Origin of the sequence: Geobacillus sp. TFV-3 (assembly GCF_009901865.1) — a bacterium.
GTDB classification, from domain to species: domain Bacteria; phylum Bacillota; class Bacilli; order Bacillales; family Anoxybacillaceae; genus Geobacillus; species Geobacillus thermoleovorans_A.
The window spans coordinates 510,179-528,162 of record NZ_MPSP01000001.1; the positions used below are offsets into that span (position 1 = coordinate 510,179).

Here is a 17,984-nt window from a genome sequence, read left to right on the forward strand (position 1 = left end):
GGTGGCTGTTTGGATGATTAAAGTGCTGTTTGTTTGTCTTGGAAACATTTGTCGCTCGCCGATGGCGGAAGCGGTCTTCCGTCATTTGGTGAAAGAGCGGGGGCTTGACGGTCTGATTGCCGTTGATTCGGCGGGAACAGGCAGCTGGCATGTCGGTGAGCCGCCGCATGTGGGGACAAGAAGGGTTTTGACTGAAAATAACATCGACTACTCCGGCATCCGCGCCCGGCAAGTGAACCACCGTGACTTGGAAGAATTTGATTACATCATCGCCATGGACGCAGCCAACTTGAACGATTTGCGCCGATTGGCTGGCTCCCGTTCGAAAGCGGTGCTCGCCCGGTTGCTTGACTTTGTTCCCGACCGGGAAAAAGACGATGTGCCTGATCCGTATTATACCGGGAATTTTGCCGAAGTGTATCGCCTTGTCCGCTCAGGGTGCGAGCATTTGCTTGAGAGGATCATCCGCGACCATCGACTTGGTGTGGAGAAAACAAAATGACTTTGAGGGCGGTGCACCCGTCTAGGGAAAAATGGGGAAGGAGGGCGGCCGATGGTCGTAAATTTGGCGTTCATCCGTGAGTTGGCCCGCCGTTTTACGGAAGATGAAATCCCGCGCTTGTCGGCGGAATTGGCGTATTACTTTCTTCTGTCGCTCTTTCCGTTTTTGCTGTTTTTAATGACGCTATTGGCGTATTTGCCGATTCCGCATGAGGATGTGCTCGCGCTCGTGCGGCAATACGCCCCGAAAGAGGCGCTTCATCTCATTGAGACGAATGTTCAACGGCTCATCGATGAGCAAAACGGAGGATTGTTGTCGTTTAGCATCATCGCAGCTATTTGGTCAGCGTCTAATGGCATGAGTGCGATTATGAGGGCATTCAACCGCGCTTATGATGTGCAAGAAGACCGGCCGTTTTGGGTGGTGCGCGGTCTGTCGATTGTGTTGACGCTCGGTATGATCGCGGTGATCGTTGTCATGCTTGTCTTGCCCGTATTCGGACGGATGATCGGTCTATTTTTGTTTTCCGTCCTTGGGTTGTCGAAGCCTTTTTTGACGATCTGGACCACGTTTCGTTGGTTGCTGAGCGTACTCGTCTTGTTCGTCGTCTTTACGGCTCTTTACTATTTTGCTCCGAACAAACGGCTGCGCTGCGTTACTGTCGTACGCGGCGCTTTGTTCGCCACGGCCGGCTGGATTGCGACGTCATGGGCGTTTTCTTATTATGTCAACCATTTTGCCGACTATACGGCCATGTACGGGAGCCTTGGCGGGATGATCGTTTTGATGGTCTGGTTTTATTTATCGGGCATGATTCTTGTTTTAGGCGGGGAAATGAACGCGATTTTTGACTGTGAGCGTGAAGGGAGAAAGCGGCTTCGTTAACGTGCATAAATGGCTCAATGATGGGAGAACGTAACGGTGGGGGACTTTGATGCAGGAGGAATCACGATGGCGAAACATACGAAAAAAGACGGGAGTACAAAACAAAAAGGAAAAAACCGGCCGAAGCATAAAACGAGCGGTAGCGCCAACGGTCAAAACGGTTACCATTAGAAAAAGGTGTCCCATGAGGGGCACCTTTTTCGCTGGGGCGGTCGGCCAGCGGCGTGTTACTCGACGATTTCTTCGTGATGATGGTAATAACGCTCGTAAATGTACTCGATTTCGGCGTCAGTCATGTAGGCGAGCTCTTCTCGCGACAATCCTCGCACTTTTTCGATAAACTCAATCATATTTTTCCGTTCCGTTCTGCTCATGATCGCCACTCCTTTATACTGTTTTAAAACAGAAACTTGATATCTTGGTTTTATTATATAACAGTAGGAACGAAATGGTCAACGATTTTTTTGAAAAAAATAAAAAATAAAAAACGGTCAAGCCGCTGTTTCCTGTTCCCGGCGGCTGGCGAGGCAAATGGCCGGGACGAGGAGGACAACGCTAACCGCGAGAAAAAAGGCGCGAGCAGAGAGATCAACCACGCTGCCGGCAAGCGGAGGGCCTGTTATGCTGCCGAGGCTATACAGCATCCCGCACAACAAATTGCCGGCCGGAAGCAGCGCTTTCGGCAATAGGTCGGTCATATAAGCGATGCCGAGCGAGAAGAGCGAGCCGGTAAACATGCCAGCGGTGAACAAACAGGCAGCCAACCCAACCGTGGACGCACCGATAGTGAGGGCAATCAAAAAACAACCGGCGCCGGCCAAGAGTGCGCCGGTGATGACACGGCGCCGTCCGAACCGGTCGCTGAGCGCTCCAAGCGGAAGCTGAAAGATGATGCCCCCAAGCGAGAAGCATGGCAAGATGAAGGCGATCTGCTCAGCGCTCATCCGCTCACGCAAGGCGTACAGCGGGAAGATGGAATGAACGGCCGCTTCCAAAAAGCCGTAGGCGAATGGCAGCAGGAGCGCCGGCCATGCCTGTCTCCAGGCGCCGATAAACCGACCGGCCGTCGATGAAGAACGTTCAAGCGGCTTTGGTTTTTCGTTCGGCAGCCAAAAGACAGTGATCCAACCGACGAAGCTAAGGAGAGCAGCTAAATAAAACGGCAGCGCCTCTTCGACCGAAGCGAGTGAAGCCAACAGCGGGCCGATGGTGAAGCCGAGGCCGAACGCCCACCCATACAGCGACAATCGCCGTCCGCGCTCCGCCGGCGGCGAAAAGTCCGTAATCCACGTTTGTGTCGCAAAGTGAAGCATATGATCGCCGATGCCGATGGCAAAGCGAAGAACAAGCCAAAAGAAAAGAGAAGGAAAAAGTGGAAAAAGAATAAGCGAACATATTACAATGAAACCACCAAGGAAAACAAGGAGCCGATAGCCATAGCGTCTCAGCGGCCGTTCCAAAAAGGGCGAAATGGCCAAGACACCGATATACAGGGCGGCGGCGTGCGCCCCGTTAACGGACGAAGAGACGCCGTTTTCATCAAGAAGCATCGCCAAAAGCGGAAACAACATCCCTTGCGACAGACCAGAGACGGCGACAATCCCGGTTAAGATGGCAAAACGCATCGTGCATCCCCATTTCAGTTGAAATCGCCGGCCGATCAAACAAGCGAGGCCGGATGTTTCCCAAGGCGAATGAATGCCCTTATCCATCGTACATAGAAACAGCGGCCAATGCAACGAAAACAATCAAAAGGAAAGGTGGAAGAGAAATGAACAAGGTGTTTGCTTGGATGACATGGATCGGCGTGCCGGTGTCAGTCATCGGTGGGTTTCTTCACTGGCCGACCGTCTTAATGTTTGTGCTGTACTGTTTGACGATTATTGCGCTCGCCAGCTATATGGGGCGAGCGACGGAAAGCTTGGCGATCGTCGCCGGACCGCGCATTGGCGGGCTGTTGAATGCGACGTTTGGCAACGCGGTCGAGCTGATCATTTCCATTTTTGCCTTGCAGGCCGGACTCGTTGACGTCGTGCTCGCTTCCTTAACCGGTTCGGTGCTCGGGAATTTGCTTTTGGTGGCTGGGCTATCGTTTTTTGTCGGCGGTTTAAAGTATAAGCGACAAGAATTCAACATTTATGATGCACGTCATAATGCCGGGCTGCTGACTTTTGCCATCTTCATCGCTTTTGTCATTCCAGAAGTGTTTACCATGCATATGAATCACAGCGAACAAGTCGCGTTGAGCGTTGGCATTTCGATCATCATGATCTTGCTTTACGCCGCTGCCCTTTATTTCCGGCTTGTCACCCATCGCGGCGTATATCAGCATAAATCAGAAGAAGTGGAAGAAGATGAAGAACCGGAATGGGGCAAAGGGAAAGCGACCGCCATTTTGGCGCTGGCGACGGTTGCGGTCGCCTATTTATCGGAACGGCTCGTTCACACGTTTGAAACAGTCGCCGAGTCATTCGGCTGGAGCGAGCTGTTTATTGGGATCATCATCGTGGCCATCGTCGGCAATGCGGCCGAGCACGCTTCCGCGGTTATTATGGCGTACAAAAACAAAATGAATGTCGCGGTGGAAATTGCCGTCGGCTCGACATTGCAAATCGCCATGTTCGTTGCGCCGGTGCTTGTGCTCGTTTCACTTTTGTTTCCGGAAAAAATGCCGCTTGTCTTTTCACTTCCTGAGCTGGTGGCGATGGCTGCTTCCGTCCTTTTGATGATCGTGCTGTCAAATGATGGTGATACGAACTGGTTTGAAGGAGCAACATTGCTCGCTGCTTATACGATCATGGGCATCGGTTTTTACTTGCTGTAAGTGATGGCATCCGGGCGTTCGCCGTCCGGGTGTTTTTTTGCGGGTGCGGGAAGTGGGGCGTCAAACGGGGAAAATTTTCGCCGCCGCGGATAAACGGCGCATTTTGAAAGAAACTAACAGTGAATAACGTGGGAAGAAAGGAGTGAAGACGATGAAAAAGTGGGCTGTTTCGCTGTTCGTTAGCGTGCTTCTTCTTTATGCGGCGGCGTTTTCGGCGCTGGCGGCTGCCGGCAAACCGGCGCCCGGTGCGGTGATTGATATATCGAAAGAAAATACGTATCCGAACCCGACGCAAGATTTGCCGCATTTGGAACCGAGCTCGTTTACAAAACAGCTGTTAAGATCGGCGAATGTGAAAATTGAGAATCCCGAATTGATCCATCTCTTTAATGAATCTTCAGCGACCGACACGCCATGGGCCGTTGGCTATCGAGCGACGATTTATTTAGGCCAATGGCCGCTCAGTTACCAGTCGATCGAAACGTCGACGAACTGGGAATATCAAAAGGTCAACACGAATTTCCTTGATAACCGCGGCGGCGATACGGCGCAAAAGTTGTACTATAAACAAGAAATGCAAAAATACGTCCGCGGCGGGTTGACGGTGAAAGTGCCGAATGAAGACGCGGTTAAGCGGATGATGTTAAACAAAGCGATGGAAAAGACGAACTTTCCGCTCTCTTTCAGCACGGTTGTCGGCCTTGGCACGAAAAAAGACCAACCGTACAACGTGCCGGCGAAAAAAATAGGTTATTTGTACGCGTACGCTCCGGCTGTGAATGAAAAAGGGAAGGTGACGTACGGCGAAGTGTACGTTGTCCTGAAAGGAAACAAAAAGAAAATTGTCGTCAAAAACGTGACGACAAGAGGGGTTGGGGCGTGGATTCCAGTGCAGGATCGCCTGTACATGTCGTATGTGGTGAGTGAACAGCCAAGATAAAACGTCAAGGAAAAGCTCCTTGACGTTTTTTATCGGCCAATGCGCGCGGACCGTTTCGTAAAATCGACGCCGCGGTAATACGTCTGCTTCACAAGGACGTTCGGTCCGAGGCAGCGTGCCGACGGGCAGTGGCAAAGAAGCTCCCTTGCAAGCTTTGAGCGCCGCCATTTGTCATACACGTCTGGCAGCGAATCGTGAATGATGTTGCCAAGCGGCGGTTCATCACCGAAATCGGTGACGATGACATCGCCGGTAAAAATATTGACATTGAGCCGGGAGCGGCCGTCCGGGTCGTTGCGCACGGTGACGTTTTTGCTTTCATACAGCCGCTTCAATAGGCGAAGGTCGTCTTCGTTGTCGCTGCACGGGTAAAACGGAAGCGTCCCAAACAACATCCAGACGTCCTCGTCGCGAATGTCAAGCAAATGGTGAATCGCTTCGCGTAATTCATCGAGGCTGAGCGTCTCAAGGGCGCTGGCAAAATCGCTCGGATACATCGGGTGGATTTCATGGCGCCGGCAGCCCATTTCCTCGACAACTTGACGGTGGATCGCTTCCAAGTGGCGGACCGTCCGTTTGTTTAACATTGTTTCCGCCGATACCATCACGCCGGCATTGGCCAGCGCTTTTGCATTGTCAAGCATGCGCTGGAAGTATTTCTCGCGTTGCGCGCGCGTCGGCTTCCGATCCATCATGGCAAAGCCGCCGTCGACAAAATCGTCGATCGTCCCCCAGTTGTGCGAGATATGAAGCACATCCAAATACGGAATGACTGGTTCATAGCGAGACAAATCCAACGTCAAGTTCGAATTGAGTTGCGTCCGCACCCCGCGCTCGTGCGCATAGCGGAGAAGGGGAACGACGTATTGTTCGACGGATTTTAACGACAGCATCGGTTCGCCGCCGGTGATGCTGAGCGAGCGCAAATGCGGAATTTCCTCCAACCGGCGGAGCAGCCAATCAAGCGGCAGCGCCTCTGGGTCTTTCGTTGCCAACGTATAGCCGACGGCGCAATGCTCGCAGCGCATATTGCAAAGCGTCGTTGTTGTAAACTCAATATTCGTCAGCTCTAGTTTCCCATATTCTTCAATATCGACGTACGCTTCCCACGGGTCATACGCCGGTGTAATTGCGGGCATGGTGGATGAATGCATGGCCTTCTCCTCTTTCCATTCAAAGTCCCAACGTTCATTATTAGCAACCGCTCTAACGCTTGTCAATCGTTTTGGCCGCTGGTCATCTATCTCATTCCTATGATGCCGGCGTGATGATCATGAGACAGAAAAGAAAGATTTTTTACATAACCAAGAAAAAGGCAGTATAATAGAAGAAGATTGGACAACTGCCGATAGGGCGATCAAAAGGGAAGGGGCGTTGAACCGACATGGAAAAATTCCAGCAAAGCATGTATGACTTGATCGTCGAGACGTCGACGAAGCTGCCGAAGGACGTCCGTCGAGCGATCGCTCGGGCGAAAGCGCGCGAAAACGCCGGCACGCGGGCGGCCATGGCGCTCGATACGATCGTCGAGAACATTCAAATGGCGGATGAAAACGTGTCTCCCATTTGCCAAGACACCGGCTTGCCGACGTTTAAAATCAAAGTGCCGGTTGGCGTCAACCAAATGGAGATGAAAAAAGCGATTCGGGCTGCCATTGCCGAAGCGACGAAAAACGGTAAATTGCGTCCGAACTCGGTCGATTCGCTCACCGGCAAAAACAGCGGCGACAATTTAGGGGAAGGCGTGCCGGTCATTAAATTCGAACAATGGGAAAACGATTACATTGACGTTCGCCTCATTTTAAAAGGCGGCGGCTGTGAAAACAAAAACATCCAATACAGCCTTCCATGTGAACTCGAAGGGCTCGGCCGCGCCGGCCGCGACCTTGACGGCATCCGCAAATGCATTTTGCATGCGGTGTACCAAGCGCAAGGGCAAGGGTGCAGCGCCGGCTTTATCGGCGTCGGCATCGGCGGCGACCGCTCATCCGGATATGAGCTGGCGAAAGAGCAGCTGTTCCGTCCAGTTGATGACGTCAACCCGATCGAAGAATTGCGCCAACTCGAAGAATACATTATGGAAAACGCCAACAAACTCGGCATCGGCACGATGGGGTTTGGCGGCGAATCGACGCTGCTTGGCTGTAAAATCGGCGTCATGCACCGCATCCCCGCGAGCTTCTTCGTCTCGGTCGCCTACAACTGCTGGGCGTTCCGTCGCATGGGCGTGAAAATCGATCCGGCGACCGGTGAGATCATCGAATGGCTGTACCAAGACGGCGAAGACGTCGATTTTTCCAAAGAACTCGAAAAAGCAGAAGCAGCCGTTGCGCTGGAACAAGGAAATACACGCGTCATCGACCTTGTTCCGCCGCTGTCGGAAGAACAAGTGCGCCAGCTTCGCGTCGGCGACGTCGTCCGCATCAGCGGCGTCATTTACACGGGCCGCGACGCCATTCATAAATATTTGATGGACCATGACGCTCCGGTTGACTTGAACGGCCAAATCATTTACCATTGCGGCCCGGTCATGTTAAAAGATGAAGAAGGCCGCTGGCACGCCAAAGCCGCCGGCCCGACGACGAGCATTCGCGAAGAGCCGTATCAAGGCGACATCATGAAAAAATTCGGCGTCCGTGCTGTCATCGGCAAAGGCGGCATGGGCGCGAAAACGCTGCAAGCGTTAAAAGAACACGGTGGCGTGTATTTGAACGCGATCGGCGGCGCGGCGCAATATTATGCTGACTGCATCAAATCGGTTGAAGGCGTCGATTTGCTGGAGTTTGGCATTCCGGAAGCGATGTGGCATTTGCGCGTCGAAAACTTCACCGCTGTTGTCACGATGGACTCGCACGGCAACAGCTTGCATGAAGATGTGGAAAAATCGTCGCTTGAAAAGCTCGCCCAATTCAAAGAACCGGTGTTCAAGTAAGGAGTCCCATTTCAAGCAAATGGCTATGGGTAGACAAACAAGCTGATCCCGTTTTCTTCTCTATCCCCAAAGCGCTCGCTTTTGGGGCTTTTTTTTGCAAAAAATGGCGCGCGTAAAGCGGTCAGGGGTGAAAACAATAAGAAAGAGGAAAAGATGGCGGCCAAGGAGGAACTAGGCATGAGATGGCTCATTTCTCTCGTTTTAGCGATCGTGCTTTTTCCCGCCCCCGCTTTTGCCATAAGCAATGCGCCGATCCATTGGGGATTGAAGCGGAGCGAAAACCACAAGCCCCCATCGGCGGGAAAAGAACTCGATGAGCTGCTTGTCAAATATGACGCTTTTTATTTAGGCGACACGAGCGAGAAAACGGTTTACTTAACGTTTGACAACGGCTATGAAAACGGGTATACGGCGCAAATTTTGGATGTGTTAAAGGTAAAACATGTGCCAGCCGCTTTTTTTGTCACTGGACATTATTTGCAAACGGCCCCGGATTTAGTCAAACGGATGGCAGCGGAAGGGCATATCATCGGCAACCATTCGTGGCACCATCCCGATTTGACGGTGGTGAGTGATGAACGGCTGCGGGAAGAGCTGGAAAAGGTAAGGGAAAAGACAAAAGAGCTGACCGGACAAAAAGGGATGATGTACCTTCGCCCGCCGCGCGGCATTTTCAGCGAGCGGACGTTATCTCTCGCCCGCGACCTTGGCTATTACCACGTCTTTTGGTCGCTGGCGTTTGTCGATTGGCAAACCGACCGCCAGCGCGGCTGGCAGTATGCCTATGATCAAATTATGAAACAAATTCATCCGGGGGCGATTTTGCTGTTGCATTCCGTGTCCAAAGACAATGCCGAAGCGCTCCCGAAAGTGATCGACGACTTGCGCAAACAAGGGTACACGTTCGCCAGCCTTGATGATCTGATGGCCAACAAGACCGGCCTCCATCCGTGGCTGTTTCGCCCGTAAGCCGTCCCCTCCATTGAGCATCGTCAGCGGGGCGCCATTCGAAAATCCGCCTTGCCGCGCCAGCCGAAGCGCATGCGGTTGCTTTGTTCGGCTCGTTGGTGCGGCGGGGCGTTTTTCGTTATAATAAGGGCACGGACGAATGAGAAAGGTGAGAACGATGTGGCAACAAACGGTCACCGTGCCCGCCCCGTACGATTTCGCCCACGCGCTTGAACGGCTTGCGCTCGATCCGCTGCTGGCGGTTGACTTGGAGAGGCAGCGCATCACCGTGCCGCTTCATCTCGATGGTTTAAAGGTGCCGGTCATGATTGAAAGCATCGGCACAAAAGGCGATCCTCGCTTTGTCGTCTCGTCGCCGCATGCCGAGCGGCAAGGCAAGATCATGGAGCGGATTTCGCATCTATTTCAATGGCGGACGCCGCTCGGGCCGATTCACGAGTATTTCCGCCAAACGGAGCTGGCGCCTTTGTTTGATGAATACGAAGGGATGCCCCTTGTGCTCGATTTTGACTTATATTTTTGCTTAATCAAATGTTTGATCCACCAGCAGCTTCATTTGAAAGTCGGCTATCGGTTGACGGAACGGTTTGTGAAAACGTTCGGCGAGGAACGGGACGGCGTTTGGTTTTACCCGCGCCCGGAAGACATTGCCGCCCGCTCGTACAATGAGGTGTGCGCCTTGCAGCTGAGCGGGCGGAAAGCCGAATATATCGTCGATGTGTCGCGCCTCATTGCCGAAGGGGAGCTGCGGCTTGACGAACTCGGGCAGATGGAAGACGGCGAGGTGATGGAGAGGCTGACCGCCGTGCGCGGCATCGGTCCGTGGACGGTGCAAAATTTCCTCCTCTTCGGCCTCGGCCGCCCAAACGTCTTCCCGCCGGCGGATATCGGTTTGCAACGGGCGGTCGAAAAACAGTTTGGGCTTCCGAAGCGGCCGACCACAAAAGAGATGGCGGCGCTTGGCGAACAATGGAAGCCGTACGCCAGCTATGCGGCGCTTTATTTATGGCGAAGCATCGAATGAGAGGGACCGATATGACAAAGCAACAAACGAACATCAAAATCAAAAAAGGTGAGCAATTTCCCCTGACCATTCAGCGGATCGGCATTAACGGCGAAGGGGTCGGCTATTTTCAAAAACAAGTCGTCTTCGTCCCCGGCGCCTTGCCGGGTGAAGAAGTCATCGTTGAGGCGACGGACATCCACCCAACCTACGCTGAGGCGAAAATCAAGCGCATACGCAAGCGCTCGCCAAACCGCATCAAGCCGCCATGCTCGCTCTATGACCAGTGCGGCGGCTGCCAGCTGCAGCACTTGGCGTACGAGGTGCAGCTCGAGGCGAAGCGCGACATTGTCATCCAGGCGCTCCGCCGCCATGCCCGCCGCCTCGATGTCGACAAGCTTGACATCCGCCCGACGATCGGCATGGATGACCCGTGGCATTACCGAAACAAAAGCCAGTTCCAAGTCGGGGTGAAAAAAGGACGAGTGCTCGCCGGACTGTACGGCATCAACTCCCACCGGCTCATCGATTTATCGGAATGCCGCGTCCAGCATCCGCAAACGACGCGCGTCACGAACATTGTCAAAACGATTTTGCAAGACTTGCGCATCCCGATTTACAACGAGCGGACAAGAACGGGCGTCGTGCGGACGATCGTCGTCCGCGTCAGCTTCCATACGGGCGACATTCAGCTTGTGCTTGTGACGGCGACAAAAGACATTCCGCGCAAAGAGCTGTTGATCGAGGAAATCCGCCGCCGTCTTCCAGAAGTGAAATCGATCGTGCAAAACATCAACGGCGAGAAGACATCGCTCATTTTCGGCGACGAGACAGAAGTGCTTGCCGGCGACGAATACATTCAAGAAACGCTCGGCGACTTGTCGTTTGAACTGTCGGCGCGCGCCTTTTTCCAGCTCAACCCAATCCAGACGGTGAAATTGTACGAAGAAGTGAAAAAAGCGGCCGCCCTCACCGGAGCGGAGCGGATCGTTGACGCTTACTGCGGCGTCGGCACGATCGGTTTGTGGCTTGCTCGCGATGCCAAAGAAGTGCGCGGCATGGACACGATTCCGGAAGCGATTGAAGACGCGAAGAACAACGCCAAAAAGAATGGTTTCACCAACACGCACTATGTCGTGGGCAAAGCCGAATATTGGTTGCCGAAATGGGTGAAAGAAGGCTGGAAGCCAGACGTCATCATCGTCGACCCGCCCCGCGTCGGCTGCGACCGGGCTTTGCTTGAAACGATTCTCCACGTCCGTCCGAAAACGGTCGTTTACGTCTCGTGCAACCCATCCAGCCTCGCCCGCGACCTCGATGTCTTGGCGGCTGCGTATCGCGTTGACTACATCCAGCCGATCGACATGTTTCCGCATACGGCGCATGTGGAAGCGGTGGCGAAGTTGCGGCTGAGTGTGTAAATACCAAATAAAATTGGAATTTTGATGGATTTTACTGGAAAAGATATCGATCATGTTCCGCTCCACATGGGAAAAGAAAAGGGAGAGGAAAAGGGAGAGGAAAAGGGAGAGGAAAAGCGGGAAAATCATTGAAATATCAAGGAAAATTGCATAAGCATGTGAAGAAAATAAGAGGGAAGAAGCGGGAGGAATCATTCGTTCTTCCCTTTTTCTTTTTCCAAAAATCAAAAAAAGTCATGCTTAGTTGGAGGAAAGAAGCGGAAAAAATCGGAGAAAAACATCGAAAAAATCGGGGGAGGACGAACGAGTTTATTTCAAGTAGGAAGAAATGGGGACGTAAGAATGCGGGTTGGAGCGGGGTGGGGAGGAAGGAGTTTATTCGAAATTTACGGTCAAACACAAATCATATGCTATAGCTTGCGCTGAATTAGAGCTTAGTTGTCAAAAATACGCCTCCAGTCGTAGACAAAATATATCTACAGAACATGAAGGAAAGCAGGTTGTCTGCGGTACGATGGAAGACGAAAGGAGGCAAAAGGATGGGAAAAAAAATCGGGCTGCTGCTCGCCGGAGCCATTGCTGCGTTTGTTTTGCTGTTTCATCTTGGACCGCTTGTCGGGCTGGCGATCACGCTGGCGGTATTGTACTATGCGTTCAAGAAATGTTTGAAAGCCCCATCGACATTCGGAAAAGTGGTGTGGGCGCTCATTGGCTGTGCGGCGTTAGTGGCCAGCGCTTCGAATGTGCCGGCGCTTGTGGCGCTTGTCGCGGCGTATGTGCTGTATGTTGTGTATAAAAAATGGAATGGAACGAGAGATGAGCACGCCGTTCCAGAAGCAGACGACCCGTTTGTCAATTTTGAAAAACAATGGGCGGAGCTGCAAAAGCATTATTCATGAAACCAAAGAAAAAGGAGCGAATCGATGATGAGTGTGTTCTCACGCTTGAAAACGATCATTGAAGCCGATCTCCATGAATGGCTTGACGAAAAAGAAAAGAAAAACCCTATCGCGCTTCTCAATCACTATTTGCGCCAATGTGAACAGGAAGTCGAGCGGGTGCGGCAGCTGCTCGAGCGCCAATATGTGCTGAAAGAGCAGTTTGCCCGCGAACATCGCGAAGCTGAACAGATGGCGGAAAAGCGAAGCAAGCAGGCGGAGGTGGCGGCGCAAGCTGGGGAAATGGAGCTGGCCGAATTCGCGCGGCGCGAGCAGGCGCAATACGCGGAGCGGGCAGCCCGCTTGAAACAGCTGTTCGAGCAAACGAGCCGCGAGTTGTTTGACTTGGAAGCGAAATACGAAGAGATGAAACACAAGCTGAAAGACATGCAAATGCGGCGCATGGAGCTGATGGGGCGGGAGAATGCGGCTCGGGCGCACTACCGCATCCATCGGGTGGTCAACGGGGACGCCGGCCCGGCGCTGGCGGCGTTTGCCGATGCAGAAGTCTACCTTGACCGCCTTGAGCAGCAAGTTCGCTCCGATTATTACCGGAGCACGATCGATGCGCGCATCGCTCAGCTGGAAAAGCAGTTGCAGGAAGGAAACTAACCGGATATGCTAGAAGGTGTCCCAAAAACAATGGGGCACCTTCTTTCATACCTGTATATGCGCATGAAATACGCTCAACAAACAATATGTTGTGCTTTGTTGAGAGGAAAACGAAAACAATCTTTTGAGACAACCTTTTTCATTTTAGACAACAGGGGGGATCCCCGCATGCTCGATCAACGGAAGAAAACCGATTATGTCAGTTGGGTTGCGTTGGTGACCCTGCTCCTTTTTGCGATTGAAATTTCGTTTTTTCGCCCGGGCGTGCTGTTTTCATTGAGTATATCAGTCGGTTTGATTTATGTTGGAAGAAAAAAAAGGCATCGGCGGAAAGGAAAATGGCTGTTTTGGCTTGGCTGCATCATGTTGGCAGTTCATGTGTTAACGATGATGGCCGCTCGTTTTGTCATGGTCGCGCTGTTAGGTTATGCCCTTTGGCAATGGTTTCAGTCGAAGCGGCATCCGATGGTGATCCGTCCGCCTATGACTGAGAACTTGTATGGGGGAGAGGAAATCGTGCGCCGTCAACCGCTGTTTCAAAATGTATGGGTTGGCCGGCAAGCGACCCCAGAACAGTCGTATGAGTGGAATGATGTCAATATCCAAACGGGGATCGGGGATACGGTCATTGATGTCAGCTATACTGTGCTTCCGAAAGGGGAAGCAGTCATTATCGTGCGCGGCTTGATCGGCAACATTCAAATTCTCGTTCCGTACGAAATTGAAACACGGCTCGTTCATTCCGCCATTTTCGGCGTTGCCTCGCTGTTTGGAAAGGAACATGAAAAAATGTTCAACGAGACGCTCATTTATCAAACTTCTTCGTATGATCAAGCGGAGCAAAAGCTAAAAATCGTCACCTCGATGATCATTGGCAATGTCGAGGTGAAACGCGTATGAGCCGGCCGATGCTCGTTTCTGTTTTGCTTGCGCTTCTGTTTGCTGTAGCGTTGCTCGTTTCCTTTTTCTATTTGCTTCCGCCCGGAATGTGGTCGTCTTTATGGGAGCAAACCGTGATGGGATTGCCGTTTTTGCTGTTTGTGTTGGCCGTAAGCCTGTGTATGGGGATCGCTGTTGGATTGATGCTTGATTCCTTCTTTCGCAAGCAATGGCAAGCGGTTGTGCAGGCGCTGCGGCGCATTGAACAAGGAGAGATGGGGGAGTTGCATCGGGAAGATCCGCCGCCGGAACTGCAAGAGCTTTGGCGGCAAATCGAGAAGCTGCAAACGCAATGGCTCGAGCAAACGAAACGCGTTCAAAAATTGGCGGCGGAAAAGGCCGAACAGGAAGAACGACTCGTTGAACGCATTCTTTCCGAAGAACGCACGCGGCTAGCGCGGGAACTGCATGATTCCGTGAGCCAACAATTGTTCGCCGCTTCGATGATGATGTCAGCCGTCATGGAAACGATGCCGCCGGATGATGAACGCCATCGGAAGCAACTGAAAATGGTCGAACAAATGATTCACCAGTCCCAATTAGAAATGCGAGCGTTGCTTCTGCACTTGCGGCCGGTGCAGCTGAAAGGAAAATCGCTCCAAGAAGGGATGAACGAACTGCTTACTGAACTGGCGGGCAAAGTGCCGCTCGAGATGAAATGGAAAATAGAAGACATTTCGCTTGATAAAGGAGTCGAGGACCATCTGTTTCGCATTTTGCAGGAATCGCTTTCCAACACGCTGCGCCATGCGAAAGCGCAGTCGTTGGAAGTATTGCTTATCGAACGAGACGGGTTTGCCATTTTGCGCGTCACCGACGATGGCGTCGGCTTTGATGTGGAACGTTCGAAAAGCGGCTCGTACGGGTTGCAGCACATGCATGAGCGGGCGGCGGAAATCGGTGGAACGTTAAAAGTGGTCAGCTTAAAAGGCCAAGGGACAAGGCTGGAAGTGAAAGTGCCGATTGTGTATAGGGGGGATGACCGTGATCAAGGTGCTGCTTGTCGATGATCATGAAATGGTGCGGCTTGGCGTGTCGGCTTATTTATCGGCCCAACCGGATATGGAGGTGATCGGCGAGGCGGAAGACGGAAAAAGGGGAGTTGAGCTCGCTCTCACGTTGCGGCCGGATGTCATTTTGATGGATCTTGTCATGGAGCCGATGGACGGCATTGTGGCGACGCGCGAAATCATCGGTGTGTGGCCGGAGGCGAAAATCATTGTCGTGACGAGTTTTCTCGATGATGAAAAAGTGTTTGCCGCGCTTGAAGCGGGGGCGACGAGCTATTTATTGAAAACATCGAAAGCGAGCGAAATTGCCGACGCCATTCGCGCCACGTTCCACGGGCAATCGGTGTTCGAACCGGAAGTGGCCGGAAAAGTGATGCGAAACTATCGGAAACAGGAAGAGCGCCTGCCGCATGAGCAGCTCACGAGTCGGGAGATGGAAGTGCTTTTGCTGATGGCGCAAGGGAAAACGAACCAAGAAATGGCCGACGAATTGTTTATTTCACTCAAAACGGTGAAAGTGCATGTGAGCAACATCCTCGCCAAACTCGGCGTCCAAGACCGGACGCAAGCGGTCATTTACGCGTTTCGGCATGGATTGGTGAAATGAGGAGAGCTCGAGTGGCGAGGAAGGGGAAAATATGAAAAATCGTCGCTGTGCTCTGTTCATACAAAAACCGCTCCATTTCATTCATGCCGATATAAAAAGGTGAAAATGTAGCGGTTGTTTAGCTCGCGGTGGACAGAAAAAATGGCTGGCTAACTGAGAGGAATTACGCTTGTTTGGCCAATTGCCGAAGTTTTCGGTCGTGGTGGAGCACTTTTGTTGTCAACACTTCGACCGAGGCTTGAGTATCTGTCAATTCTTCTTCAAGGTGGTCGATTCGTTCGTTCAGTTGTCTGTTCATCTGTTGCGTTTCCTCACGAAGGGAATCGATTTTGGCCTCAAGATGGGTCTCAACAGCGCGGATTTCTGCCCGGAGTTGTTGTCCCATTGCTTCGATTTGACGGTTGAGTCGTTGCTCCGCTGCTTCGATTTGATGATTGAGTCGCTGTTCCATTTCCTGCATTTTTACGTTGATTTTATCAGAATGCTGTTCGAGCGCCTGGAGCACCGCTTGAATGATCGTTTTTTCTTCCATTTGTTTCACCTCCTCATGGCCATTATAAGAGAAATGGGACGGGAACGAAAGCGAAAATATGGCGGTTTTCGTCGAAGCAAGACGGTTGGATTTTTGTTTAGGATAGCACGTTTTTGGTTTATAATGCCCCTCGCTTTGCCGTACAATAAACTCATATAAAAACGCTGTTTTGGCTGCAAAGGAGATGACGATGTTGGACGCAGGGTGGAAGTTCGACAACAGTTATGCGAGGCTGCCGGAGCGCTTTTTCAGCAAAGTCTTCCCCACGCCGGTGCGCGCGCCGAAGTTGGAGGTGCTGAATGGCTCGTTGGCGGCGGCGCTTGGGCTTGATGAGGCGGTGTTGCGAAGTAAGGAAGGGGTGGCGGTGATGGCTGGAAATGAGATTCCGGATGGGGCGGAGCCGATCGCGCAGGCGTATGCGGGGCATCAGTTCGGTTATTTTACGATGCTTGGCGACGGACGGGCGGTGTTGCTTGGCGAGCATATCACCCCAAGCGGCGAGCGGGTGGACATTCAGCTGAAAGGCTCGGGCCGGACGCCGTATTCGCGCGGCGGCGATGGGCGGGCAGCGCTTGGGCCAATGCTGAGGGAGTACATTGTGAGTGAGGCGATGCACGCGCTCGGCATCCCGACGACGCGAAGCTTGGCGGTCGTGACAACAGGGGAGACGATTATGCGCGAAACCGAGCTGCCCGGGGCGATTTTAACCCGCGTCGCCTCAAGCCATTTGCGCGTCGGGACGTTCCAATACGCCGCGCAATGGGGCACGATAGAGGAGCTGCACGCGTTGGCCGATTATGCACTCGAGCGCCATTTTCCCGGTTTTGAAACGGCGGAGAATCGTTATTTGTTTTTGCTTGAACAAGTGATTGAACGCCAAGCGGAACTGATCGCCAAATGGCAGCTTGTCGGCTTTGTCCACGGAGTGATGAACACCGACAATATGACAATTAGTGGGGAAACAATCGACTATGGGCCGTGCGCGTTTATGGACACATATAGCCCAGCGACGGTGTTCAGCTCGATTGATACGGAAGGTCGGTATGCGTACGGCAACCAGCCGTACATCGGCGGCTGGAATTTAGCTCGGTTTGCGGAAAGTTTGTTGCCGCTGCTTGATGAGAACGAAGAAAAAGCGATCGCACTTGCCCAAGAGGCGCTTGATCAATATCCGAAGCGGTATCATCGCCATTGGCTTAGCGGGATGAGGGCGAAGCTCGGCCTGACTGAAGAGCAGGAGGGAGATGAGGCGCTGGTGGCAGATTTGTTGCGGATGATGGAGGCGCACTGCGCCGATTACACGAACACGTTCCGGGCGTTGACGTTAGGTGAGTATACGGGGATGGCGCTGTTTGACGCCGCCGAGTTTCGCGAGTGGCATGAGCGATGGCAAACAAGGATCAGTCAAGAATCGGTGTCAAAGGAAGAAGCGTATGAGCGGATGCACCGTCATAATCCAGCTGTTATCCCGCGCAACCACCGGGTCGAAGAGGCGCTTGCCGCCGCGGTCACCTGCGGCGACTACAGCGTGATGGAGCGTTTCCTTAAAGCGCTGGCCGATCCATACGCCTATTCGCCGGAACAAGAGAAATACGCGGAACCGCCGCCGCCGTCCGACCGCCCGTATCGGACGTTTTGCGGGACGTAAAAGGGGATTCCGTTTAATGGAAAAAGGCGCCGGGATGGCGCGCTTGTATGTTGAGGACGAGCGGTTTAAAGCGTATTACGAGCGTGTGCAACCGGGAGCGGCGGAATTTCTCAAAGAAGTGATTTTGATTTATACGGGGATGAAACATTGACATCTCGCAGTCTGCCTTTTCTGAAGGCCGACTGCGTTTTTTGTTTTCCCGCCACGACCAATGTTCCATCA

The 17,984-nt window shown here is 52.7% G+C and carries 18 protein-coding genes and 1 pseudogene; 15 read left to right on the forward strand and 4 right to left on the reverse strand.

The genetic code is table 11. From position 1 onward, the window contains the following. The first annotated feature begins 13 nt into the window (after positions 1 to 13). Positions 14 to 502, forward strand: a complete 489-nt coding sequence (locus tag BJQ97_RS02560; RefSeq protein WP_160155392.1) for a low molecular weight protein-tyrosine-phosphatase — start codon at positions 14 to 16, stop codon at positions 500 to 502. A 51-nt stretch (positions 503 to 553) separates the two neighbouring features. Then, entirely contained in the window at positions 554 to 1,387 is an 834-nt protein-coding gene (locus BJQ97_RS02565; protein ID WP_160155393.1) for a YihY/virulence factor BrkB family protein, read from the forward strand. A gap of 227 nt (positions 1,388 to 1,614) precedes the next feature. Here the strand turns inward: BJQ97_RS02565 and BJQ97_RS02570 are convergent, their stop codons facing one another. Together BJQ97_RS02570 and BJQ97_RS02575 are read right to left on the reverse strand one after the other, a co-directional pair. Then, the gene (locus tag BJQ97_RS02570; protein ID WP_011229925.1) at positions 1,615 to 1,761 is read right to left on the reverse strand and encodes a BH0509 family protein; all 147 of its coding nucleotides are present in this window, start codon (positions 1,759 to 1,761) and stop codon (positions 1,615 to 1,617) included. A 117-nt stretch (positions 1,762 to 1,878) separates the two neighbouring features. After that, positions 1,879 to 3,012 carry an MFS transporter gene (locus BJQ97_RS02575; RefSeq protein WP_160155394.1) on the reverse strand — a complete coding sequence of 378 codons (1,134 nt, stop codon included), beginning with the start codon at positions 3,010 to 3,012 and terminating at the stop codon, positions 1,879 to 1,881. Positions 3,013 to 3,158: 146 nt separating this feature from the next. Here BJQ97_RS02575 and cax point away from each other — a divergent pair, with 146 nt between their 5' ends. Next, positions 3,159 to 4,211 (forward strand): calcium/proton exchanger, encoded by a 1,053-nt coding sequence (cax, locus tag BJQ97_RS02580; protein WP_033024702.1) that lies wholly within the window; start codon positions 3,159 to 3,161, stop codon positions 4,209 to 4,211. Positions 4,212 to 4,362: 151 nt separating this feature from the next. Continuing rightward, positions 4,363 to 5,151 carry a YfkD famly protein gene (locus BJQ97_RS02585; RefSeq protein WP_160155395.1) on the forward strand — a complete coding sequence of 263 codons (789 nt, stop codon included), beginning with the start codon at positions 4,363 to 4,365 and terminating at the stop codon, positions 5,149 to 5,151. Positions 5,152 to 5,180: 29 nt separating this feature from the next. On the opposite strand, the gene yfkAB is transcribed toward BJQ97_RS02585, so the two are convergent. Continuing rightward, positions 5,181 to 6,305, reverse strand: coding sequence for a radical SAM/CxCxxxxC motif protein YfkAB (yfkAB, locus tag BJQ97_RS02590; protein WP_160155396.1), 1,125 nt, complete (start codon positions 6,303 to 6,305; stop codon positions 5,181 to 5,183). 230 nt (positions 6,306 to 6,535) lie between these two features. Between yfkAB and BJQ97_RS02595 the strand changes: the two genes are divergently transcribed. The 9 genes from BJQ97_RS02595 to BJQ97_RS02635 all read left to right on the forward strand — a co-directional run bounded on the left by BJQ97_RS02595 (position 6,536) and on the right by BJQ97_RS02635 (position 15,582). Further along, positions 6,536 to 8,083: a fumarate hydratase gene (locus BJQ97_RS02595; protein WP_160155397.1), complete on the forward strand. Its 1,548-nt coding sequence runs from the start codon at positions 6,536 to 6,538 to the stop codon at positions 8,081 to 8,083. Positions 8,084 to 8,260: 177 nt separating this feature from the next. Further along, positions 8,261 to 9,052, forward strand: a complete 792-nt coding sequence (pdaA, locus tag BJQ97_RS02600; protein WP_160155398.1) for a delta-lactam-biosynthetic de-N-acetylase — start codon at positions 8,261 to 8,263, stop codon at positions 9,050 to 9,052. A 157-nt stretch (positions 9,053 to 9,209) separates the two neighbouring features. Continuing rightward, positions 9,210 to 10,076, forward strand: coding sequence for a DNA-3-methyladenine glycosylase family protein (locus BJQ97_RS02605; protein ID WP_160155399.1), 867 nt, complete (start codon positions 9,210 to 9,212; stop codon positions 10,074 to 10,076). Further along, positions 10,073 to 11,476, forward strand: a complete 1,404-nt coding sequence (gene rlmD, locus BJQ97_RS02610; RefSeq protein ID WP_160155400.1) for a 23S rRNA (uracil(1939)-C(5))-methyltransferase RlmD — start codon at positions 10,073 to 10,075, stop codon at positions 11,474 to 11,476. Before BJQ97_RS02605 ends, rlmD begins: the two co-directional genes overlap by 4 nt. Positions 11,477 to 12,015: 539 nt before the next feature. Then, positions 12,016 to 12,375 (forward strand): lmo0954 family membrane protein, encoded by a 360-nt coding sequence (locus BJQ97_RS02615; RefSeq protein ID WP_160155401.1) that lies wholly within the window; start codon positions 12,016 to 12,018, stop codon positions 12,373 to 12,375. Positions 12,376 to 12,402: 27 nt separating this feature from the next. Then, positions 12,403 to 13,026: a PspA/IM30 family protein gene (locus tag BJQ97_RS02620; protein WP_201451716.1), complete on the forward strand. Its 624-nt coding sequence runs from the start codon at positions 12,403 to 12,405 to the stop codon at positions 13,024 to 13,026. A gap of 168 nt (positions 13,027 to 13,194) precedes the next feature. Then, positions 13,195 to 13,926, forward strand: coding sequence for a cell wall-active antibiotics response protein LiaF (gene liaF, locus BJQ97_RS02625; RefSeq protein WP_160155403.1), 732 nt, complete (start codon positions 13,195 to 13,197; stop codon positions 13,924 to 13,926). Further along, a complete protein-coding gene (locus BJQ97_RS02630; protein ID WP_160155404.1) occupies positions 13,923 to 14,975 on the forward strand; it encodes a sensor histidine kinase in 1,053 nt (350 codons plus the stop codon). The genes liaF and BJQ97_RS02630 overlap by 4 nt, the downstream gene beginning before the upstream one ends. Then, positions 14,950 to 15,582, forward strand: coding sequence for a response regulator transcription factor (locus tag BJQ97_RS02635; protein WP_160157518.1), 633 nt, complete (start codon positions 14,950 to 14,952; stop codon positions 15,580 to 15,582). The genes BJQ97_RS02630 and BJQ97_RS02635 overlap by 26 nt, the downstream gene beginning before the upstream one ends. 163 nt (positions 15,583 to 15,745) lie before the next feature. On the opposite strand, the gene BJQ97_RS02640 is transcribed toward BJQ97_RS02635, so the two are convergent. Beyond that, on the reverse strand, positions 15,746 to 16,114 hold the full coding sequence (locus BJQ97_RS02640) for a DUF1640 domain-containing protein (RefSeq protein WP_160155405.1): 369 nt from the start codon (positions 16,112 to 16,114) through the stop codon (positions 15,746 to 15,748). 190 nt (positions 16,115 to 16,304) lie between these two features. Between BJQ97_RS02640 and BJQ97_RS02645 the strand changes: the two genes are divergently transcribed. Further along, positions 16,305 to 17,762: a protein adenylyltransferase SelO gene (locus BJQ97_RS02645; protein ID WP_160155406.1), complete on the forward strand. Its 1,458-nt coding sequence runs from the start codon at positions 16,305 to 16,307 to the stop codon at positions 17,760 to 17,762. A 19-nt stretch (positions 17,763 to 17,781) separates the two neighbouring features. Next, a pseudogene (locus BJQ97_RS02650) lies at positions 17,782 to 17,913 on the forward strand (TipAS antibiotic-recognition domain-containing protein); the annotation flags it as partial. Positions 17,914 to 17,984: the final 71 nt, after the last annotated feature.